22 protein-coding genes are annotated in these 19,081 nt (G+C 64.3%); 13 read left to right on the top strand and 9 right to left on the bottom strand.

Features of this window, described 5'->3' with window-relative positions; genetic code table 11:
* Positions 1-18: 18 nt before the first annotated feature.
* A complete protein-coding gene (gene yiaA, locus AC3RCG_RS01175) occupies positions 19-450 on the bottom strand; it encodes an inner membrane protein YiaA (protein WP_409027523.1) in 432 nt (143 codons plus the stop codon).
* A gap of 84 nt (positions 451-534) precedes the next feature.
* Positions 535-1,482 (bottom strand): DUF808 domain-containing protein, encoded by a 948-nt coding sequence (locus tag AC3RCG_RS01170; protein ID WP_121670757.1) that lies wholly within the window; start codon positions 1,480-1,482, stop codon positions 535-537.
* A gap of 181 nt (positions 1,483-1,663) precedes the next feature.
* On the opposite strand from AC3RCG_RS01170, the gene AC3RCG_RS01165 reads away from it, so the two are divergent.
* The 3 genes from AC3RCG_RS01165 (at position 1,664) to AC3RCG_RS01155 (ending at position 4,742) form a co-directional block, all read left to right on the top strand.
* Positions 1,664-2,305 carry a LysE family transporter gene (locus tag AC3RCG_RS01165; protein WP_492402513.1) on the top strand — a complete coding sequence of 214 codons (642 nt, stop codon included), beginning with the start codon at positions 1,664-1,666 and terminating at the stop codon, positions 2,303-2,305.
* Positions 2,306-2,408: 103 nt separating this feature from the next.
* Positions 2,409-4,130: a DUF6600 domain-containing protein gene (locus AC3RCG_RS01160; RefSeq protein ID WP_492402515.1), complete on the top strand. Its 1,722-nt coding sequence runs from the start codon at positions 2,409-2,411 to the stop codon at positions 4,128-4,130.
* Between the two features lie 315 nt (positions 4,131-4,445).
* Positions 4,446-4,742: a DUF493 family protein gene (locus AC3RCG_RS01155; RefSeq protein ID WP_070223235.1), complete on the top strand. Its 297-nt coding sequence runs from the start codon at positions 4,446-4,448 to the stop codon at positions 4,740-4,742.
* On the opposite strand, the gene AC3RCG_RS01150 is transcribed toward AC3RCG_RS01155, so the two are convergent.
* Entirely contained in the window at positions 4,735-5,934 is a 1,200-nt protein-coding gene (locus AC3RCG_RS01150) for a multidrug effflux MFS transporter (RefSeq protein ID WP_409027526.1), read from the bottom strand. The two genes, AC3RCG_RS01155 and AC3RCG_RS01150, sit on opposite strands and share 8 nt — an antisense overlap.
* A 125-nt stretch (positions 5,935-6,059) precedes the next feature.
* Here AC3RCG_RS01150 and pdxR point away from each other — a divergent pair, with 125 nt between their 5' ends.
* The 8 genes from pdxR to AC3RCG_RS01110 all read left to right on the top strand — a co-directional run bounded on the left by pdxR (position 6,060) and on the right by AC3RCG_RS01110 (position 11,680).
* Entirely contained in the window at positions 6,060-7,544 is a 1,485-nt protein-coding gene (gene pdxR, locus AC3RCG_RS01145) for a MocR-like pyridoxine biosynthesis transcription factor PdxR (RefSeq protein WP_409027527.1), read from the top strand.
* A gap of 75 nt (positions 7,545-7,619) precedes the next feature.
* Positions 7,620-8,324 carry a lipoyl(octanoyl) transferase LipB gene (lipB, locus tag AC3RCG_RS01140; RefSeq protein WP_409027528.1) on the top strand — a complete coding sequence of 235 codons (705 nt, stop codon included), beginning with the start codon at positions 7,620-7,622 and terminating at the stop codon, positions 8,322-8,324.
* Between the two features lie 37 nt (positions 8,325-8,361).
* Entirely contained in the window at positions 8,362-9,369 is a 1,008-nt protein-coding gene (gene lipA, locus AC3RCG_RS01135; RefSeq protein WP_070223223.1) for a lipoyl synthase, read from the top strand.
* 122 nt (positions 9,370-9,491) lie between these two features.
* Complete coding sequence (locus AC3RCG_RS01130; protein ID WP_070223351.1) at positions 9,492-9,761, top strand: type II toxin-antitoxin system Phd/YefM family antitoxin; 270 nt, start codon at positions 9,492-9,494, stop codon at positions 9,759-9,761.
* Positions 9,742-10,047 (top strand): Txe/YoeB family addiction module toxin, encoded by a 306-nt coding sequence (locus AC3RCG_RS01125; RefSeq protein WP_070223221.1) that lies wholly within the window; start codon positions 9,742-9,744, stop codon positions 10,045-10,047. Before AC3RCG_RS01130 ends, AC3RCG_RS01125 begins: the two co-directional genes overlap by 20 nt.
* Positions 10,048-10,137: 90 nt before the next feature.
* Complete coding sequence (gene ung, locus AC3RCG_RS01120) at positions 10,138-10,806, top strand: uracil-DNA glycosylase (protein WP_492402518.1); 669 nt, start codon at positions 10,138-10,140, stop codon at positions 10,804-10,806.
* A gap of 105 nt (positions 10,807-10,911) precedes the next feature.
* Entirely contained in the window at positions 10,912-11,223 is a 312-nt protein-coding gene (locus AC3RCG_RS01115) for a type II toxin-antitoxin system TacA family antitoxin (RefSeq protein WP_071650246.1), read from the top strand.
* On the top strand, positions 11,198-11,680 hold the full coding sequence (locus AC3RCG_RS01110; protein WP_492402520.1) for a GNAT family N-acetyltransferase: 483 nt from the start codon (positions 11,198-11,200) through the stop codon (positions 11,678-11,680). The genes AC3RCG_RS01115 and AC3RCG_RS01110 overlap by 26 nt, the downstream gene beginning before the upstream one ends.
* A gap of 101 nt (positions 11,681-11,781) precedes the next feature.
* Here the strand turns inward: AC3RCG_RS01110 and AC3RCG_RS01105 are convergent, their stop codons facing one another.
* The 4 genes from AC3RCG_RS01105 to AC3RCG_RS01090 all read right to left on the bottom strand — a co-directional run bounded on the left by AC3RCG_RS01105 (position 11,782) and on the right by AC3RCG_RS01090 (position 15,793).
* Complete coding sequence (locus AC3RCG_RS01105; RefSeq protein ID WP_492402522.1) at positions 11,782-13,938, bottom strand: TonB-dependent receptor; 2,157 nt, start codon at positions 13,936-13,938, stop codon at positions 11,782-11,784.
* Between the two features lie 92 nt (positions 13,939-14,030).
* Complete coding sequence (locus AC3RCG_RS01100) at positions 14,031-14,369, bottom strand: hypothetical protein (RefSeq protein WP_070312667.1); 339 nt, start codon at positions 14,367-14,369, stop codon at positions 14,031-14,033.
* A 67-nt stretch (positions 14,370-14,436) separates the two neighbouring features.
* Positions 14,437-15,258: a helix-turn-helix transcriptional regulator gene (locus tag AC3RCG_RS01095; protein WP_492402524.1), complete on the bottom strand. Its 822-nt coding sequence runs from the start codon at positions 15,256-15,258 to the stop codon at positions 14,437-14,439.
* Positions 15,248-15,793 (bottom strand): YbhB/YbcL family Raf kinase inhibitor-like protein, encoded by a 546-nt coding sequence (locus AC3RCG_RS01090; RefSeq protein WP_492402526.1) that lies wholly within the window; start codon positions 15,791-15,793, stop codon positions 15,248-15,250. The genes AC3RCG_RS01095 and AC3RCG_RS01090 overlap by 11 nt, the downstream gene beginning before the upstream one ends.
* 215 nt (positions 15,794-16,008) lie before the next feature.
* Here AC3RCG_RS01090 and AC3RCG_RS01085 point away from each other — a divergent pair, with 215 nt between their 5' ends.
* Positions 16,009-17,166 carry a PepSY-associated TM helix domain-containing protein gene (locus tag AC3RCG_RS01085; protein WP_492402528.1) on the top strand — a complete coding sequence of 386 codons (1,158 nt, stop codon included), beginning with the start codon at positions 16,009-16,011 and terminating at the stop codon, positions 17,164-17,166.
* A gap of 89 nt (positions 17,167-17,255) precedes the next feature.
* Entirely contained in the window at positions 17,256-17,678 is a 423-nt protein-coding gene (locus AC3RCG_RS01080; RefSeq protein ID WP_070312664.1) for a PaaI family thioesterase, read from the top strand.
* A 68-nt stretch (positions 17,679-17,746) separates the two neighbouring features.
* Here AC3RCG_RS01080 and AC3RCG_RS01075 read toward each other — a convergent pair whose 3' ends face one another.
* A complete protein-coding gene (locus AC3RCG_RS01075; RefSeq protein WP_492402530.1) occupies positions 17,747-18,442 on the bottom strand; it encodes an anti-sigma factor in 696 nt (231 codons plus the stop codon).
* Positions 18,439-19,029, bottom strand: coding sequence for a sigma-70 family RNA polymerase sigma factor (locus AC3RCG_RS01070; protein WP_070312662.1), 591 nt, complete (start codon positions 19,027-19,029; stop codon positions 18,439-18,441). The genes AC3RCG_RS01075 and AC3RCG_RS01070 overlap by 4 nt, the downstream gene beginning before the upstream one ends.
* Positions 19,030-19,081: the final 52 nt, after the last annotated feature.

The following is a 19,081-nucleotide window of genomic DNA, read 5'->3' as shown; positions in this document are numbered from 1 at the left end:
TAGACGGGGCGGTGGCGTTTAAGTTCCCGGCACGTCCTGCGGCGCGAGCGGCGTGGCGCGCGCCACGTCGCGCACGTTCTTTTGCACGGCCACGGCGGCGAACAGGCTGAGTAAAAACGCCATGGCATAGAACCCTTTTTCGCTGTTTTGCAGGGTGGCGTTCCACAGGCCGACAGTCAATAACAGCAAGGCCAGCAGCACGGAAATCCAGCACAGGCCAAAGTAAATCCCCGTCACGGCGATGCCTTCGGCGCGGTCGCGCACGGATTTCTGCAGCGAGATGGCGGCGAACAGGCCGTACACGAGGATCGTGAAGTAATAGCCCTTCTCGTTGAGGGCCATGCTGGCGTTCCACAGGCCGGACAGGTAAGTGACGATGCCGATCAGCAATGCCGCCCAGGAAGCGCCGATAAAGGCGCTGCTGGGGCGTGGGGCGGGGGAAGTCTGCATAAGGTCTCCATGGGCAGCGGGCGCCGCCGGCATGGCCGGGGCGGCAGGCACGGATGCGCCTGCCGCCTCATCAGACCAGAAAGTTTATTTGCTTGGCTTGATCATGCGCAACAAAGCGGACACGGCGGTGACGCCGGCCAGCACCAGGCCGCCGGCGATCAGGCCGGCCACCGCATTGATCAGGCTGGGCGTGACGGCGGCCAGCACGGGGCCGATGCCGGCCACGCTGCCCACCGCTTCTTCCGCATGGTGCAGCATCGCGCTGGCCCACGGCCAGCCGTGCGTCAGGATGCCGCCGCCGACCATGAACATGGCCAGCGTGCCCACGACGGACAGGAATTTCATCAGTTTCGGCGCCGCCGACACGAGCATGCGGCCCAAGCCGCGCACGCCATCCATCAGCGCGCCCGCACCCTTGCGCGCGGACAAATAAAAGCCCGCGTCATCGAGCTTGACGATGCCGGCCACCAGGCCGTACACGCCCACCGTCATGATGATGGCAATGCCGACGACGACGGCCACCTGCTCGGCAAAGGTGGCCGCGGCCACGGTGCCCAGCGCGATGACGATGATTTCCGCCGATAAAATAAAATCGGTGCGGATGGCGCCCTTGATCTTGTCCTTTTCCAGGGCGACGAGGTCGACCTGCGGGTCGCGCAGCGCCTGCGCCAGCTCGGCCTTGTGGCTGTCGTCCGGATGCAAATACTTGTGGGCAATCTTTTCGAAACCTTCGAAGCACAGGTAGGCGCCGCCCACCATCAGCAATGGCGTGATGGCCCACGGCGCAAACGCGCTGATGGCCAGCGCGGCGGGCACGAGGATGGCCTTGTTCTTCAGCGAACCGACGGCGACGGCCCAGACGACGGGCAGTTCGCGTTCGGCGCGCACGCCGGCCACTTGCTGCGCGTTCAGGGCCAGGTCGTCGCCGAGCACGCCGGCCGTCTTCTTGGCGGCCACCTTGGTCATCAGGGAAACGTCATCGAGGATGCTGGCGATGTCGTCGAGCAGGGCCAGCAGACTGGAGCCGGCCATCTCAGCGCGCTCCCACGGTAGCGGCAGGAAATTGTGGAGCGAGGAAAGTGTTGTTTTTCATGATGTTATTCTTGGTTGTACGGCAAGGAAGTGTGTGACTGCGATCTTACCTCAGGGCGGGCCGGCAAGGCCGCACCGACCGGGTTAAAATTGCTCATCGTCACCATTTTTTGGATACCGCATGCCCTTCGCCACCTGGATCACCTTTGTCATCGCCGCTTCCATCATCGCCGTCTCGCCCGGCTCGGGCGCCGTGCTGTCGATGTCGCACGGCCTGTCGTACGGGGTGAAAAAGGCCAGCGCGACGATTCTGGGCTTGCAGCTGGGACTGCTGGTGGTGCTGGGCATCGCCGGCGCCGGCGTCGGTTCCCTGCTGCTGGCCTCGGAAGTGGCGTTCAATATCGTCAAGACGGTGGGCGCCCTGTACCTGATCTATTTGGGCCTGTCGCAATGGCGCGCCAAGGTGGCCGTCACGGGCGACCTGCATGCCGACGCCGTGGTGCCTTCCATGCGCCGGCGCGTGCTGACGGGCTTTCTGACCAACGTGACTAACCCGAAAGGCATCATTTTCATGGTGGCGGTGTTGCCGCAATTTATCAGCCCGGCAGCGCCGCTGCTGCCGCAGCTGCTGATCCTGGCCGTCACCATGTGTACGATCGATCAGATCGTCATGCACAGCTACGCCTTCCTGGCGTCCTCGATGCAGCGCTTTTTCCGCGATGCGCGCGCCGTGAAAAAGCAGAACCGCTTCTTTGGCGGCTTGCTGATGGCCGTCGGCGCGGCCCTGTTCTTCGTCAAGCGGGGCAGCCAGGCGGCATCCTGAACGAAGTCAATATGCAAACATTTGTAAGCCCGCTTGCGAGGTCCGTCGAATGCGGATGTAATCGGTAGCAATCATCCCTGTAAGTCCTGCCTGGAGCGCTGCCATGCGTCCGACCCTGACTCTCCCCTTCCTGCGCACCGTGTGCGCCGTGCTGCTGTCGTCGGCGTGCGCCTTCGTCCTGGCGCAGGACCCGCCCGCCCGCGTGGGCCGCATTTCCACCGTCGAAGGGCAAGTGCTGGTGCGCGCCGGCGATGGCGACGCGCAAAACGCCCTCTTGAACTGGCCCGTCACGACGGATAACCGCTTGAGCACCCTGCGCGGTGCGCTGGCGGAATTTCGCGTGGGCGCGGCCGCCGTGCGCCTCGATGGCGATTCCGAGCTGGAAGTGAGCGAACTCGATGACGACAGTTTCAAATTGCACCTCAGCTATGGCACGGTCAGCGTGCGCGTGCGCAACCCGGACGCGCTGCGCGGCTTCGAGCTGACCACGGCCCAGGCCCGCGTGGTCCTGACCCAGCCGGGCTGGGTGCGCATCGAGGCGGGACGCCAGCCCGGCACCAGCGTCGTCAGCGTGCTCGACGGCGCGGCCGACGTGGATGGCGCGACGGGCAGCGTGACCTTGCGTGCCGGCAAGCGCGCCGAGCTGACGGACGAGGAGCTGCGCACGGGCGCCTTGCAGCGGATCGCCTTCGACAACTGGCCCGAAGCCTTGCCCGCCGCCGCGCCGGCCTTGCGCTATGTCACGGACGATACCACCGGCTATGAAGAGCTGGACCGCTACGGCGCCTGGCAGGAAGACGCGCAATACGGCCCCCTGTGGCTGCCGAGCAGCGTGCCGGTCGGCTGGGCGCCGTACAGCGACGGGCGCTGGACGTGGATCGCGCCGTGGGGCTGGACCTGGGTCGACAATGCGCCGTGGGGCTATGCGCCCTCGCACTACGGCCGCTGGGTGCTGCTGGGCCACCGCTGGGGCTGGGCGCCCGGCCGCGAGCGCGGCCGCGTGCCGTGGGCGCCGGCCCTGGTGGGCTGGGTCGGCGGCAACCATGGGCAGCAGCACGGCCAGCGGCCGGGACCCGGTATCGGCTGGTTCCCCCTGTCGCCGCACGACCGCTACGTGCCCGGCTACCGCGCCAGCGCGGACTATGAACGCCGCATCAACCGCGTGGCCGAGGGGCGCCGTTTCGTGGCGGGCGAACGCGAACGGCGCGAAGGCATGACCATGCTGCCCGGCGAGCGTTTTGGCGCCTCGCGCACGGTCGACGTGCCGCGCCGCAACCGCACCACCATGCCGCCGCCCGTCATGCAAAGCTTGCCGTTGAGCACCGCGCCTGCACCGGCCGACAACTGGCAGCGTCCCGTTGAGGCGCCGCGCGGCGACCGGGAGCCCCGGCGCGACTGGGGTAGCCGCCCTGGCCGCCTGCAGACGGACGACGGCCAGACGCACCTGGCGCCGCATCCCATGCAGCCGAACCGCCCGCCCGTGCCGGCCCAGCCGCAGCAGCCCCCCATGCCGGCGCAGCCCGTGATGCCGGCGATGCCGGTCTTGCCACCGGTGCATGACCATGTGGCCCGTCCCGGCTGGCGTGGCGAGGAGCGGCCCCGCGCCGACTGGCCCCGCGCCGAGCGTGGCCCCCGCCGCGAGGTGCTGCAGACGGCGCCGCCGCCCTCCCTGCCTGCGCCGCCGATGCCGGCCCCTGCCGCCCGTCCGCCCCAGGAAGCGCGCAGCGCCGAGCGTCCCAATCCGCCGCGTGAACGCAACAATGAGCGCAACAACGAGCGCGGCGGTCCCGGCCGCAATGGCCGGATGCAGGAAGTGGAGCGCTGACGGCCGTGCCGTCTGTCGCGCCGTATCGACGTTCAAGCCGCGAAATGCGCAGTTCGTCACATACCGGAGGTAAAGCTGCCGTGGTTTGGCTACAGTACGGCCACTGCTTATCCTCCAAGTGACAGCATCGACTTTTCCGGCTATTTTGTCCAAACGAAATAGTTTTCGCCAGCTTACCCAGCTGGCTTTTTTTTTCCGCGCCCCTGGGGCCATGGCGGCCGGCGCAGGCGCTGCCAAAGTTGGCTACAATACGCCTTTATGCAGCCGCCGCGCGATAAGCGCTGCCTGTTCTGACCGGCACTGATTGGATTTCCCATGCAAACCACCCCACCGACCGAAGTGACGATTCCTCCCAGCGAATCGCTGATCGAATACCCGAGCGATTTTCCCATCAAGATCATGGGTCCGACGCATGTCGATTTCGCGCCGACCATGCTCGAGCTGGTCATCAGCCACGATCCGACCTTCCATGTGGGCCGCATGGAAGAGCGTCCATCGGGCAAGGGCAATTACACGGGCCTGACCGTGACCGTGCGCGCCATCAGCCGCGAGCAGCTCGACGCCCTGTACATGGCGCTGTCGGGCCACCCGATGGTCAAGATCGTCATGTAAGGCTGGCTGCCGCCACGCTGGCCCGGCTCTTCGTGAGCAGCCAGACGGCGGCAAAGGCGCCGCTGGCCGCCGCCGTCACCCACAGCAGCGGTTTTTCGCTGCCGTCCGTGATGGCGGCGATGACGGCGCCGCAGGCGGCCGTGATGGCCATCTGCACGAAGAAGAACAGGCCCGAGGCGCTGCCCGCCTGGGCGCCATACGGCTGCAGCACGGCCAGCTGGCAGGCGGGAATCGCCATGCCTACCGACACCATCACCAGCAGCATGGGCGCCACCAGCGACGCCACATGCTGCGGCGCCAACGTACCCGCCAGCAACAGGCTGGCCGCCCCCGCCACATTCAGCAGCACAGCCACGCCCAGCATGTGATCGGCGCCCAGGCGCGGTCCCAGCGCGCGGAACAGGCTCGACCCCGCGATATAGCCGCTCACCGTCAGCCCGAACACCAGCGCATACGCGCCAGGCGACAGGTGCATGCCCCTTTGCAGCAGCACGGACGATTCCGCGATGAAGGGGAAATACGTGCAATACACGCAGCCGATGGCCAGCGCATAGCGCAGGAAATATCTGTCGCCCAGCAGGCGGTAGTACAGCGCCAGGGTATTGCCCTGTGGTACGACGCTGGCCGGCTTGGTTTCCGGCACCCAGGCGGCGATCAGCCACAGCGACAGCGCACCCAGCAGGCACAGCACGCCAAATACGGCGCGCCAGCCGAATGCCGCGTCGAGCACGCTGCCGGCCAGCGGCGCCAGGATCGGCGACAAACCCATCGCCATCGATATTCTGCCCAGCATGCGCGCCTGCGTGGCGGGGTCGAAGCGGTCGCGCACCATGACCCGGCCGATGATGGTGCCGCTGCAGCCGCCGAACGCCTGCAGCACGCGTGCGGCGATCAGCACGTGCACATCGCTGGTGAAGGTGCAGACGATGCTGGCGAGCACAAAAATGCCCGTGCCGGCCAGCAGCACGGGTCGGCGTCCGTAGCGGTCGGCCAGCGGTCCGCAGGCGAGCATCGAGGCGGCGGAGCCGGCCATGAACAGGCTCAGGGTCAGTTGTAACTGGGCATCGCTGGCATGCAGGGCATCGGCCATGGCCGGCAGCGAAGGGAGATAGATGTCGATGCTGATGCGCGACAGGCAGACCAGCAGCAGCACGATGCCGCCCCAGGCCCATAAAGCGATGTGTTTCTGCATTGTTTTATACGATCCTTGCAAACGTGCGCCCCGCTGGCGCACCGGAACGATGAGAGTAGGTTGGTTGTGGTGTAATGCGAAGTGCCACTCATCAGAAAACTCATTGGACCACTTGGACGATCATCATGCCGCGAGGAAAATCACCGCACGCCCTGGACTTGCCTCGTCCCACCAGCTGGCTCGACAAGGCAGGCGTCAACAAGCAGGATGGCGCGTATGAAGCGCTGCGCTCGGCCATCCTGACGAAGATGCTGCCGGCGGGCAGCCGGCTGCCATCGAGCCGCACCCTGGCCGAACGGTGGGAGTTGTCGCGCGGCACCATCGAAACCGTGTTCGACCGCCTGCACGCGGAAGCGTATGTGACGCGCGTGCCCGGTTCCGGCACGCGCGTGTGCGCCGTGGTGCCGGAGCGCTTTTTGATGGCAGGATTTGCAGATACCGCCCCGGCCGCGCCGGCCAGCGTGCCCGCGCCCGCGTCGGACACGGGTGTGCGCGACGGCTTGCCCTTCGTGGCGCGGCGCGCCGACGCCAGCCTGTTTCCCATGGCAGCCTGGTCCAAGTGCGCCACGCGGGCGCTGGCGGCCGCCACGCCGGAGCAGCTGTGCAGCGCCGATCCGGCCGGCTTGCCCCAGCTGCGCCAGCAGATTGCCGACTTCCTCGCCAAGTACCGCGGCATCCGCTGCGACCCGCAAGATATCGTTGTCACGACCGGCATCCGCCACGCGATCGACTTGCTGGCGCGCGGCATCGTGCGCGATGGCGACAAGGTGTGCCTGGAAGAACCGGGGTACCCGGCCGCGCGCGCCCTGTTTGCCCTGGCCGGCGCCGTGCCCGTGGATATTGCCGTCGACGCCGAGGGCATCGATTGCGCCGCCCTGGCCGCGCACACGGACGCCTGCCTCGCGTACGTGACGCCGGCGCACCAGTCGCCGCTGGGCGTGACCATGTCCGTCACGCGCCGCCTGGCCTTGCTGGAATGGGCGAACGACAGCGGCGCCTGGGTGGTGGAAGACGATTACGACAGCGAATTCAATTACCACAGCGCGCCGCTGGCGGCCCTGAAGGCACTGGACCAGTACCAGCGCGTGATTTATTGCGGCAGTTTCAACAAGACCCTGTTTGCCGGCCTGCGCGTGGGCTTCATGGTGCTGCCGCCCGCCTTGCGCCCGCAGCTGCTGCGCATCGTGCAATTGACGGGCAGGTCCGTGGGCGTGACGGAACAGCTGGCGCTGGCCGCCTGGATGGAAGAAGGCGCCTTCGTGCGCCATCTGCGCCAGGCCAGGCTGGCCTACAAGGAGCGGCGCGACCTGCTGCTGGCCTGCCTCGAGCAGACGGCCCCCGGGCGTTACACGATTTCCGGCCAGCAGGCGGGCTTTCATTGCGTGCTGTGGCTGCCGCCCGATGGCGATGAACGGGCCTTTTGCGCGCGCGCGGCGCAGGAGGGTCTGGCGCTGCAGCCGCTCGGCGATTTTTGCCACAGCGCCAGGCTGGCGCCGGCCGTGCTGCTCGGTTACACGGCCTTGAGCCTGGCCCAGGTGCGCTACGCTGCACAAAAATTGGGCAGCTTGCTGCTGCCTTCTGGCAACGACGAGGCGCCCTTGGCTGAATGAAACGGCGGCCTGGCTTATAATCACGGCTTCGCCGCAGCGTCCGCAGGGCGCCGGCAGCTGATTACAGAATCTGTCATGACCACCACCCGCACCGAAACGGCGCTGATCCGCGAGCTGGGCCGCGTCGATTACGAGCCGACCTTTGCCGCCATGCGCGCCTTTACCGATGCGCGCACGACGGACACGCGCGACGAACTGTGGATCGTCGAACATCCGCCCGTATTTACTTTGGGCCTGGCGGCCGACCGCGGCCATCTGCTGGCCGGCGCCGAGAGTGTGCCCGTGGTGCAGACGGACCGGGGCGGCGAAGTGACGTTCCACGGCCCCGGCCAGGTGGTGATTTACCTGCTGATGGACTTGCGCCGCAACAAGCCGGGCGGCAAGCTGTATGCGCGCCAGTTCGTGCATAAAATCGAGCAAGCCATCATCAACGTGCTGGCGGCGTATAATCTCGCTGGCGAGCGCATCGATGGCGCGCCTGGCATCTATATTGCTGGCGGACCAGACAAGGGTGCGAAGATCGCCGCGCTGGGCTTGAAAGTGCGCGGCAACGGTTGCACCTACCATGGCGTATCGCTCAACGTGGCGATGGACCTGGCGCCGTTTTCCTGGATTAACCCTTGCGGCTATTCCGGCCTGAAGACGGCGGACATGCGCAGCATGGGCGTCGTGGCGCCGCTGGCCGAGGTGCAGCGGGCCCTGGCCCAGGAATTGACCGTATTACTCGATGTAAGCGAAGTAAACAGCGCCGCAGGCGCGCCTCAGGCAGCGGATGCCTGAGCAAACAAACCAACATGCCCGTCAAGGGCTTGCAGCCATGACTTCTGAGACCATTTCCAGCACCGCCCCCGCCGCTCCCGCCTACAACCCGAGCGAAAAGCAAAAAGGCGCCAGCAAGACTTCGCGCATCCCGATCAAGATCGTCCCGATCGAGCAGATCGAGCGCCTGAAAAAGCCGGACTGGATCCGCGTCAAGGCCGCTTCGGCTTCGACCCGTTTCTATGAAATCAAGGATGTGTTGCGCGAAAACAAGCTCGTCACCGTGTGCGAGGAAGCCAGCTGCCCGAACATCGGCGAGTGCTTCGGCAAGGGCACGGCCACCTTCATGATCATGGGCGACAAGTGCACGCGCCGCTGCCCGTTCTGCGACGTCGGCCATGGCCGTCCGGACCCGCTGGACAAGGAAGAGCCGGCCAACCTGTCGAAAACCATCGCCAAGCTGCGCCTGAACTACGTCGTCATCACCTCCGTCGACCGCGATGACTTGCGCGACGGCGGCGCCGGCCATTTCGTCGAGTGCATCCAGCAAACGCGCGCCCTGTCGCCGAACACCCGCATCGAAGTGCTGGTGCCCGACTTCCGTGGCCGCCTGGAAAAAGCCCTGGATCTGTTCAAGGATGGTTTGCCTGACGTCATGAACCACAACCTGGAAACGGCACCGCGCCTGTACAAGGAAGCACGTCCCGGCTCCGACTACATGCACTCGCTGAAACTGCTGAAGGATTTCAAGGCCATGTACCCGGACGTCAAAACCAAGTCCGGCATCATGGTGGGCCTGGGCGAGACGGACGAGGAAATCCTGCAAGTCATGCGCGACATGCGCGAGCACGACATCGACATGCTGACCATCGGCCAGTACCTGGCGCCATCGAACAGCCACCTGCCCGTGCGCCGTTACGTGCACCCGGACGTGTTTAAAATGTTCGAAGAGGAAGCCTATAAAATGGGCTTCACCCACGCCGCCGTGGGCGCCATGGTGCGCAGCTCGTACCACGCGGATGAACAGGCGCACAGCGCCGGCGTGGAATCGGCGCTGAATTTCTAAGCAGCTTGCGCCACATCAAAGCCGCCCGCGATAGCGTGGCGGCTTTTTTTTGCCTGATTGAGGTGATGTACAATATCCTGTACAATTATTGGCATGTACTTTCCATGGAGTGGTGGCACCGCATGAATATCCTGACTTTCAGCGAGGCGCGCGCGGGCCTGAAAAGCGTGATGGACGACGTCTGCAACGACCATACGCCTACGGTGATCACGCGCGTGAATGGCGAACATGTGGTGATGCTGTCCTTGTCGGACTACAACAGCATCGAGGAAACCCTGTATTTGCTGGGCACGGCAAAGAATGCCAGCCGGCTGATGGCGTCCGTGGCGCAGATCAAGGCGGGCAAGGCGCAGCCACGGGCATTGGCGCGGCATGAAAAACCGGAAGACTGAAAACAAGCAGCAGGCGCGCGCCGCCGTGCTGGCCTGGACCGATCATGCCTGGGAGGATTATCTGTTCTGGCAAGAGAACGACTTGAAAATCCTGCAAAAAATCAACGACTTGCTCGATGCATGCCTGGCCGATCCGTTCAAGGGCACGGGCAAGCCGGAACCGCTGAAAGGCGACCTGACGGGTTTCTGGTCGCGCCGCATCGACCGCCAGCACCGGCTCGTGTATCTGCCCGACGCGGGCTGCATCTACGTGGCGGCCTGCCGTTATCACTATGACGACAAATAGGCATTGCCCAGCCGTACCGTAACGCGGTACCGGACGTGACGCGGCTATACTGATCAATGATGTTTTAAAAACATGATTGACGGGGGAGCCATGGACGTACGCATCGACGCATCGTGGAAGGCGCGGCTGGAGGGGGAGTTTGCCCAGCCCTACTGGGAGCGCCTGGCCGCCTTCGTCAAGGCCGAATATGCGGCGGGGCCGTGTTGTCCTCCCGGTAAACTCATTTTTCGCGCCTTCGACCTGACGCCGTTCGGGCAAGTCAAGGTGGTGATCCTGGGGCAAGACCCGTATCACACGCCCGGTGCCGCCATGGGGCTGTGCTTTTCGATTCCCGAAGGCACGCCGCCGCAGCCGAGCCTGCAGAATATCTTCAAGGAATTACACAGCGACATGGGCGTGGCGCGCACGCGCACGGATTTGTCCGACTGGGCCGAGCAAGGCGTGTTCCTGCTCAACAGCGTGCTGACGGTGCGCGCAGGGGCGGCCGGTTCGCACGCAGCCAAGGGATGGGAAAAGCTCACGGACAGCGCCATCCGCCACCTGTCCGCCGAGCGCGAACACCTTGTGTTCATCCTGTGGGGCGGCTATGCGCAAGCCAAGCGCATCCTGATCGACCCCGGCAAGCACCTGGTGCTGACGGCGCCCCACCCTTCGCCCTTGTCGGCCAGCAAAGGTTTCTTTGGCAGCAAGCCGTTCAGCCAGGCAAATGCGTATCTGCAGGCGCATCACCATGCCGAAATCAAATGGGGCAATGAATAGTGGTGACATTTTGTCTCCAATAAGGGTTGCTTTGTCCCCATCATGTGCTATGCTCATTGGGATACCCGACGACACCCGAACAAACCCGACGACACGAGCTAAATAATGAGTGTGACTGAAGAACGCGGCCGTATTACGGCCAGGGTTTCCGGCTCAATTGCCGAGAAACTTCAAGAAGCGGCTGAGCTGACCGGCGCTACCTTGAATCAATTCCTCGTGCAAGCTGCATTGGAAAAGGCGGAAATGATCATCGATCGCGAATACCTGATCCGCTATTCCCGTCGTGACGCCGCCATGATGATCGATTTGCTGGAAAACCCGCAGGGGCCGAATGCGGCTTTGACGAAGGCTTTTGAAAATTATGCACAGAAAGTAGAGAATGGCGTACTTCGTGACAGCACTGAAAGCAATACATGATGTAACAAGGTTTCATTGCGGCACACCGGTATTGGATACGTGGTTGCAGACAATAGCAAGGCAGCATCAGCGGCATGGCGCATCGCGAACGTTCGTGCTGGTCGATGAAACTGATCCTACGGAAATTATTGGCTATTTTTCACTGGCGATTCGTACCATGACCCCCAAGGAGGCTATTCCCATCGCCATGATGAAGAAGTTGCCCAGCAACGTACCCGGCTTTACCTTGGCGCGGCTTGCTGTCGCGCAGCGGCATCAGCGTCGCGGCTTTGGCGCATTGCTGCTGGTCGCGGCCATGAAGCGCGTGCAATCGGTCGCAGCGGAGGTGGGCGGCTTTGCCCTGTTTGTCGATGCCAAAGAGCCGCAAGGTACGCAGTTTTATCAACAGTATGGTTTTACGCCTCTCCCCGATGATCCGCTGACCATGCTGCTACCCATCGCCGATATTCCCCATTAAAACAGCATCCCGATAGACGCCGCGAGATCGTTTCTCAACGGCAACCGACAGCGGCAGGCGTTGCTCCCTGCCGCTGTCTTCGCGCGTAACGGTGGTAACGGTTAAAAACTGGTCGACAGGCCGGCGTAGATGCTGCGGCGGGCGCCATACTGCGGCGCTCCCACGCCCACGCCGGAACCGTCGCGCAGCAAATACGACTTGTCGAACAGGTTGATCAGGGCCAGCCGTCCTTCCACCTTGCCCACCGGCGTGTTCTTCCACGTGTGCGTGAGCGCCGTGTTGACGGTGAAGTAAGCCGGCAAATGGCCGGAATTCGGTGCGCCGCCGTCCGGTGTCATGCGCAGGCCGCTGCCGTAGAGGAAGTCAGCGCTCACTTGCGAATCGCCGAAGTGATAGTGGCCGCCGCCCGACAGCGTGTATTTCTGGTCATGATCGAGGTAGACATAGTGCTGGCTGATGTAGTTCAACTCATCGGCGCCAAACAGGGCTTGCCCCGAATTGATGTTGCGGCCCTGCGCCTTTTGCGTGCTGGCGTTGAGGAACAGGCCCCAGTTTTTCTCGCTGTAGATGGCAGACAGCTCCAGGCCCTTGGCGTAGCCATCCGCATAGTTGAACGGCGTCAGGATCAACGCCTGGCCGAACTGGCCTTCGTCCAGCAGGTTGTTGATCTTTTTATAGTACACATCGGCCGTCACGGTCAGTTTTGAATTGACCTGGTGGCTGATGCCGATATCGTAGTAATGCGTGCGCTCGGCCTTGACGTTGTCGGACTGGCCGATTGCCGGCGCATTCGTCGTGTTCGCGTACAGGTCGATGCTGCCCTGGGCGGCCAGTTCTTGCGGCGGCGGCGTGAAGTAGCGCGAATAGCCGGCGTGCAGGGCTGTGCCCGGCGCGATCTGGTAGGCCAGGTTGACGCGCGGGCTCCATTGCTGTTCGCTCGTGTAGGCCGAGACCTTGTCGAAGCGGGCGCCGTAGTTCAGGGTCAAAGGCTTGCTGATATGCCATTCATCCTGCAGGTAGACACTGGCCAGGGTGCCCGTCTTGCCGCTGTTGTCCAGAATGCTGATCGGCGTGGTGGAGGTTTGCGCGCCGTCCAGCGCCGGGAAGACGGCCACCGTGTTGTCGCTCGTCGTTTTCTGGCGCGTGTAGGCCAGGCCCGCGCGCACGGTGTGGTCCTGGTGCAACTTGTAGCTGATGTCGAACTGGGCACCGGAAGCGCTGTTCGCGCGGCGCGAGTCCGAGGCCACGCCGTTGTAGATCAGGTCGCCGATGGCGTCGGGCGTGAAGTGCAGTTCCGAATACTGGTGGAAGGCCGACACCTGGTAATTGACGTCGCCCAGGCTTTTTTGCAGCGACAGCACGAGAAAACGGTTCACTTCGCGCTGGTTTTCATTCAGCTGCGAGGAAGGGATGCTGGACGTGCCCGCCTGCGCATCGCTGTGGCCGGCCAAGCTGAATGCCGGCGCCTGGTCCGGGTTGTTCGGGATCTGGAAGCGGCCGTTATACGTGCCGAACATGGCGCCCAGTCGGGTGTTGTCATCAAGGAAATACGACAGGCTGCCGAACGATTTGTTCTGGCGCGTCTTGTCGTGCAGGGCGCTGCGCGTGGCTTGCGGGTTTTCCACGCCCAGGGCATTGCCCAGATAGCTGCCGGACAGGTAGTAATTGAACTTGCCCACGCTGCCGAAAAATTCGGCACTCGGCTCCACGTGGTCGTGGCTGCCCACCATGATGCCGATGCGCCCGCCAGGGCTCAAGCCGCCTTCCTTCGTTTCAATATCGACGATGCCGGCCGTGCGCAGGCCGAACTGGGCCGGCAAGGCGCCCGTCATGAAATCCGTCTTGTCGATCAGGCGCGTGTCGATCGACTGGCCGAAGCCGCTGATGCTTTCGGGCAACTGCACGCCATTGATGCGGTATTGCACGTTGGCATGGTCGTCGCGCACGTGCAGGGCGCCGGAGCCCTTCGAATCCTGCGACACGCCCGGCAGGCGCAGCAGCACTTCATTGAACGGCGTGTTGTCGCCCTGGCCCAGCATGTCGACCATGTGGCTGTCGATGCTGTAGATGGTGGTGCCGACTTTCGGCGACAGTTCGATGCGCGCGCTTTTCAGATGGGCGGAGGTGACTTCCACCTTTTGCATTTCCGGCGGGGCGGTATCGCTACTGGCTTCGGCAGGCTCGGCGGCATGGGCGGAAACGGTAAACAGGCTGGCAAGGGCGAGCGACAGCGCGCTCAGACGTGGAGTGTGTTGCATGGTAAACCTCGAAAATAGTCAACGCCAGGCGGCCCGGCGCGCATGAAAGTGCGGCAAGGGGCAGCCTGAAAAGGATAAAAACAGCGTGGGAACTACAGTGAGGCGGCAGGCGGGCCGCGCACGGGCGGCAGCAGGATGGCGGCGACGGGCGCCAGGGTAGCGGGCGCGATGGCCAGCAGGCGGTACGGCAGTAACTGGGCGGGCGGCTCGGCGATGGCCGGCGGCACGGCGATGTCGGCCACCTTGTCGATGACCGTGGCGCACAGCGCGCACTCTTCCGCGTCGAGCGTCGTCTTGTGCAGGTGCGAGGCGGCCGTCGACAGCAGGAACACGAGGGCCAGCGCACTGAACAGCGCCACGCACAGCTGCCACGGCGTGCGCGCGAGGGCGGACGCCGGGTAAGGCTTGCGGGATGGCTGGCGGGAAGACATGGGCGCATAGTAGCAAGAAAATCGCCGCGCTGTCAGCGCTTGTTGCTTGATTTGCGCCAGAGCGGGCTTACAAGGTGGCGCGCAGGTCGCGCGGCGACAGGCCGTAATGCTGGCGGAAACGGGCCGCGAAGCGCGATGGCGAGGCATAGCCGCAGGCGGCGGCGATGTCGCCGATGGGTAAGATGCCAGATTGTAATTCCTGCAAGGCCAGTCCCAGGCGTACGTCTTCCAGGATGGCGCGGAAATGGCGCTGTTCCAGGGCCAGCTGGCGGCGCAGGGTGGAGGCGCCCAGGTGCAGATGGCTGGCGACCTTGGCCACGCTCCAGTCGGCGCCCGGGTCCAGCAGCAGCACTTGCTGCACGCGCGCGGCCAGCGGATCGCGGCGGTCCAGCAACAGCGGGCCGCAATGGCCGCCCAGTGCCAGGGCCAGCAGCAAGCCTTCCGCCTGGTGCGCCAGCAGCGCGGGCGGTGTGCTGCTCGCCAGGCTGGCCGTCAGCTGGTCCCAGGCCAGTGCCGCGTGGGCATCGAGCGGCACGCACAGGCTGGCCGTGGCCGCCTGGCGCAGCTGGGTATCGACGAGGCCGCCATGGCGCGCGCGGAAACGGGCGATCAGGGCCGGCGAAAAACTCAGCACTTCCGCCCGATAGCCTTGCGCGTCAGGCAGGTTGGCTACGCCCAGTTCCTGTCCCGCCGGCATCATCACCACGTCGTGCGTGCCGGCGCGCGCCTGGCGCGCCCCCCATTCCAGCAGCTTGGTTCCCTGCCGCACGCGGCACAGGGCGCTCTGGAAGACGGGCACGCGGCGCAGGGTTTGCGCGCGGCGCGCCTCGATGGTGCCGTGGGCGATGCGCAGCTCGCTCAGGGCCACCGCTTCCATGTCATCTGCCATACAGTCCCGTCAGCTGTGCCTTGCCCAGCGCGTTGGCATTGAGCATGTAGCCGAGCATGGCGCCGCTGGCGTGCCGGTCCAAGGGAAGCTTGTCCGTTTTCAGCGCCCACACCGTGATCTGGTAGCGGTGGGCCTGGTCGCCCGGTGGCGGGCAGGCGCCGCCGTAGGCGCTGTCGCCGTAATCGTTGCGCCCTTGTACGGCGCCGGCTGGCAGGGTGGCGGTTGTCGTTCCCGCAGGCAAGGACGTGGTGCTGGTCGGCACATTGAATACGCTCCAGTGCCACCAGCCGCTGCCCGTGGGCGCGTCCGGGTCGTACAGGGTGACGGCGTAGCTTTTGGTGCCGGCCGGTGCGTTGCTCCATGACAATTGCGGCGACAGGTTGCCGCCCGTGCAGCCGAAGCCCTGGAATACTTGCGCGCTCGCCAGGCGCTGGCCGGGGGCGATGTCGGTGCTGGTGACCGTGAAATCGGCGGCGTGCGCGCCCAGTTGAAGGGCGAGGCCCAAGGTGGCGGCGAGGAAGCGGGAGGCGGTCATAGTTTTCCTTTCGATAAGTATAGGGGAAAGTGTATGCCGCGCAACATAACCGCGCGATGCCGATGCGCTCGCTGATGGTGCCGAAACGCTCGTTTTTATCCGAATCTGCCGTTGTCATGAGCGTGTTGTTCTATTCCTTCCTTTCTTGCTGCGCGTGATTTTCCCCGCAGGGCTTTCATGCTATCGTTTCGCAGCCCAAATTTCCCAAAGTTTCCATGTCACAACGCTCGATCAAGTGGTTGCTCAGCAAACTGCACCTGTACGTGGGCCTGTGGTTCGGCGCCCTGTTCGTCCTGCTGGGCTTGACGGGTTCCGCCATCGCCTGGATGCCGGAACTCGACGCTTACCTGAATCCCAACTTGTTACAGGCGAGCACGCCCGCACCTGGCCAGGTGTTCCAGGTGACGCCGCGCACGGTGCAGGCGGTGGTGGATGGGCTTACGGCCGACCCCTCCTACGGCAAGCCGAGCCAGCTCAATCCGCCCGCCGACGCGCGCGACGTGTACGTGGCCTCGTACCGCCAGCCAGGCAAACCATCCCTCTTCAGCCAGGCCATCGTGCGCCAGGTGATGGTCGACCCGTACACCCTGCAAGTCAAAGGCGAGCGCGACTGGGGGCGCTTCGGCCTCACGCGCCCATTGCTGATGTCGGGCATGTTTCATTTGCACCGCTATGTATTGTCCGGCGACGCGGGCAAGACGATCACGGGCATTTCCGGCGTGGCCCTGCTGCTGATGGCCCTGAGCGGCATTTATCTGTGGTGGCCGCGCCTGCAGTGGACGGCGATCCGGCGCGCCTTGACGGTGTCGCATGGCGGCTCCTGGCCCCGTTTTAATTACACGTTTCACAAGGCGGCGGGCTTCTTTGCCGCGCCCGTGCTGGCCGTGCTGGCCTTTTCCGGCATCTATTTCAATTTGCCGCAATTGATCGTGCCCCTGGTGGAGCTCGTGTCGACGGTGCCGGACACGGCAAAACTCAAGAATGTGCAGCAGGACGGCGCCGTGCTCGATGCGGGCCAGGCGATGGCCGCCGCGCAGCAGCTGTATCCGCATGCGCGCGTGTCGCGCATCGTGCTGCCGGCCAAGAAGGACCAGCCGTATGACGTGCGCGTGCGCCAGCCCGGCGAGATTGCCCACGGCGACGGCGCCACGCGCATCACCCTTGATGCGCGCAGCGGCTTGCCCCTGCGCATACGCGATCCCTTGCGGGCGCCGGCCGGCGATGTCTTCCTGGGCTGGCAATTCCCTCTGCATTCGGGCCAAGCGTTCGGCATGGCCGGGCGCGCCTTCATTACGCTGTTTGGCTTGATGCCCTTGCTGTTCCTGCTGACGGGGACGCTGGTGTGGTGGAAACGGCGGCGCGGCAAAAAATAGCTGCGCTCAAACCGTTGCCGGGAAAGTTGCTATCATCATAGTATTTTCCGGCAGATCCGCTGTCCGGACCCACCCGCACAAGGACCAGCATGAGCAATCCCGACATCACCGTAGCAATGTTGAATGAACGCGGCACGGGCCGCTTGCCCGGCCACCTGGGCATCGTCATCACGGAAGTGGGCGACGGCCAGCTGACGGCGGAATTGCCCGTGCTGCCCCACCTGCTGGCGCCGAACGGCTATCTGCACGCGGGCAGCGTCGTGACCCTGGCCGACACGGCGTCCGGCTACGGCTGCATCGTCAACCTGCCCGAAGGCGCGACGAATTTCACCACCATCGAACTGAAATCGAACCACCTGGGCACGGCCCGTGAAGGCACGCTCACTTGCACCGCCAAGGTCGAGCACAAGGGCCGCAACACGCAAGTGTGGGATGCCGTGGTGAAAAGCAAGGAAACGGGCAAGACGATTGCCCTGTTCCGCTGTACGCAGATGATTCTGTATCCAAAGTAAGGTAAGCAACCCAAATCAACTGCTGGGGTCAGACCCGACGGGTCTGACCCCGGATTTTTGCGTTAGGGTTAAATTTTTACCCAGTTACCTTTATACAAGATTGGTCCCGTCGGTCCGTTCGGATTCGGCGAACCGCCTTTCGGCTCCAGGGTGACGGCCAGCAAGGCCACGTCGTTGCCGATGGCGCGCTGGGACAGGGCCAGTTTCACGTTGCCCTTGTCGGCGAGTAAACCCAGGGAGCGCGGGTTGCCGCTCTTCGGCACGGCCCACAGTTCCAGGTCGCGGTCGGCAGGCACGGGCGCGTTGGCCACCATGCGCACCTCGAGCGCGCCGTGGCGGCTGTCGGCCGTCAGCAGCAGGGCAGTTTGCGCTTTTTCGTCCGTCAGGCTGGCGACATAGCTGATCTGCGGCGCCTCCATCACGCGCGTGGCCACGACGATCACCAGCAGCGCGGCGATGGCGCTCGACGCCATGCCCAGCGAACGCCAGAACGACAGCGCATCGCGGAACAAGGACCAGCGGCCCTGCGGCTTCAGGTGCAGGCGCTGCTCGATCTGCTGCCACACGCGCTTGGGCGGCGCCACGGGCGTGGCGAATTCGGCCATCGGTTCCAGGCGCTGGCGCCATTCGGCCGTGATATTGCGCAAATCGGCGTCGTTGTGCAGCCAGCCTTCGAAACGCCGCCGCGCGCCCCCTTTCAGGGTGCCCAGCACGTATTCGGACGCCAGTTTCTGGCGCAGCGCGTCATTGCCGCGGATATTCATGATGCCTCCCGTTTCGCCAGGCACGTGCGCAGCCGTTCCAGGCTGCGGCGTATCCACGTCTTCACGGTGCCGATCGGCAGCGACATCTGCTGCGCCACTTCGCTGTGCGACAGGTCGTGATAGAAGGCCAGGGCGACCACCTGCCGGTGCAGCCCTTCCAGGGCCGACATGCAAAACGCCAGCGCCTTGGCGTCACCGCTCAGCTGCAGTGATTCGATCGGCGTGGCCTGGGGGTCCCGGAGTGCATTCATGACTTCGCTATCAAACTGTTCGGCATCGATTTCCACGGTATCGTCGCTGCGCCGCAGCACATCGAACGCCTTGTTGCGCACGATGGTGGCCATCCAGGTCATCGGCGCGGCCAGATGGCTCTGGTAAGCGGCGGCGTTGTTCCAGATGGCGACAAAACCCTCTTGCAAGGCTTCTTCAGCGAGCTCTTGCTTATGCAATATACGCAGCGCGAAGCCAAACAGTTTCGATGAGGTGGAGTTATATAGCTGGCGGAACGCCGTGGCGTCCTTGTTCCCGGTGGCAAGCAGCCAGGTTTTCAGTTGCTGCGGGTCGAGCGATTGAGCGGCTGGGGACACGGCTGGCCTTCACAAGGTGAATGGGATCACGCCTGGGAAGGTTATAACAGAT

The organism is Janthinobacterium sp. GW823-FHT01H08 (assembly GCF_058797855.1).
This window is presented reverse-complemented; position numbering and strand designations above follow the sequence as displayed.

Excerpts from the sequence above, each read along its gene's own strand:
- ung (WP_492402518.1), top strand. The coding sequence starts at position 10,138 with ATGGACGTACGCATCGACGCATCGTGGAAGGCGCGGCTGGAGGGGGAG.
- AC3RCG_RS01130 (WP_070223351.1), top strand. The coding sequence starts at position 9,492 with ATGAATATCCTGACTTTCAGCGAGGCGCGCGCGGGCCTGAAAAGCGTG.
- AC3RCG_RS01085 (WP_492402528.1), top strand. The coding sequence starts at position 16,009 with ATGTCACAACGCTCGATCAAGTGGTTGCTCAGCAAACTGCACCTGTAC.
- AC3RCG_RS01095 (WP_492402524.1), bottom strand. The coding sequence starts at position 15,258 with ATGGCAGATGACATGGAAGCGGTGGCCCTGAGCGAGCTGCGCATCGCC.
- AC3RCG_RS01150 (WP_409027526.1), bottom strand. The coding sequence starts at position 5,934 with ATGCAGAAACACATCGCTTTATGGGCCTGGGGCGGCATCGTGCTGCTG.
- lipB (WP_409027528.1), top strand. The coding sequence starts at position 7,620 with ATGACCACCACCCGCACCGAAACGGCGCTGATCCGCGAGCTGGGCCGC.
- pdxR (WP_409027527.1), top strand. The coding sequence starts at position 6,060 with ATGCCGCGAGGAAAATCACCGCACGCCCTGGACTTGCCTCGTCCCACC.
- AC3RCG_RS01170 (WP_121670757.1), bottom strand. The coding sequence starts at position 1,482 with ATGGCCGGCTCCAGTCTGCTGGCCCTGCTCGACGACATCGCCAGCATC.
- AC3RCG_RS01125 (WP_070223221.1), top strand. The coding sequence starts at position 9,742 with ATGAAAAACCGGAAGACTGAAAACAAGCAGCAGGCGCGCGCCGCCGTG.
- AC3RCG_RS01115 (WP_071650246.1), top strand. The coding sequence starts at position 10,912 with ATGAGTGTGACTGAAGAACGCGGCCGTATTACGGCCAGGGTTTCCGGC.
- AC3RCG_RS01075 (WP_492402530.1), bottom strand. The coding sequence starts at position 18,442 with ATGAATATCCGCGGCAATGACGCGCTGCGCCAGAAACTGGCGTCCGAA.
- AC3RCG_RS01100 (WP_070312667.1), bottom strand. The coding sequence starts at position 14,369 with ATGTCTTCCCGCCAGCCATCCCGCAAGCCTTACCCGGCGTCCGCCCTC.
- AC3RCG_RS01080 (WP_070312664.1), top strand. The coding sequence starts at position 17,256 with ATGAGCAATCCCGACATCACCGTAGCAATGTTGAATGAACGCGGCACG.
- AC3RCG_RS01160 (WP_492402515.1), top strand. The coding sequence starts at position 2,409 with ATGCGTCCGACCCTGACTCTCCCCTTCCTGCGCACCGTGTGCGCCGTG.
- AC3RCG_RS01105 (WP_492402522.1), bottom strand. The coding sequence starts at position 13,938 with ATGCAACACACTCCACGTCTGAGCGCGCTGTCGCTCGCCCTTGCCAGC.
- AC3RCG_RS01165 (WP_492402513.1), top strand. The coding sequence starts at position 1,664 with ATGCCCTTCGCCACCTGGATCACCTTTGTCATCGCCGCTTCCATCATC.
- AC3RCG_RS01090 (WP_492402526.1), bottom strand. The coding sequence starts at position 15,793 with ATGACCGCCTCCCGCTTCCTCGCCGCCACCTTGGGCCTCGCCCTTCAA.
- AC3RCG_RS01155 (WP_070223235.1), top strand. The coding sequence starts at position 4,446 with ATGCAAACCACCCCACCGACCGAAGTGACGATTCCTCCCAGCGAATCG.
- lipA (WP_070223223.1), top strand. The coding sequence starts at position 8,362 with ATGACTTCTGAGACCATTTCCAGCACCGCCCCCGCCGCTCCCGCCTAC.
- yiaA (WP_409027523.1), bottom strand. The coding sequence starts at position 450 with ATGCAGACTTCCCCCGCCCCACGCCCCAGCAGCGCCTTTATCGGCGCT.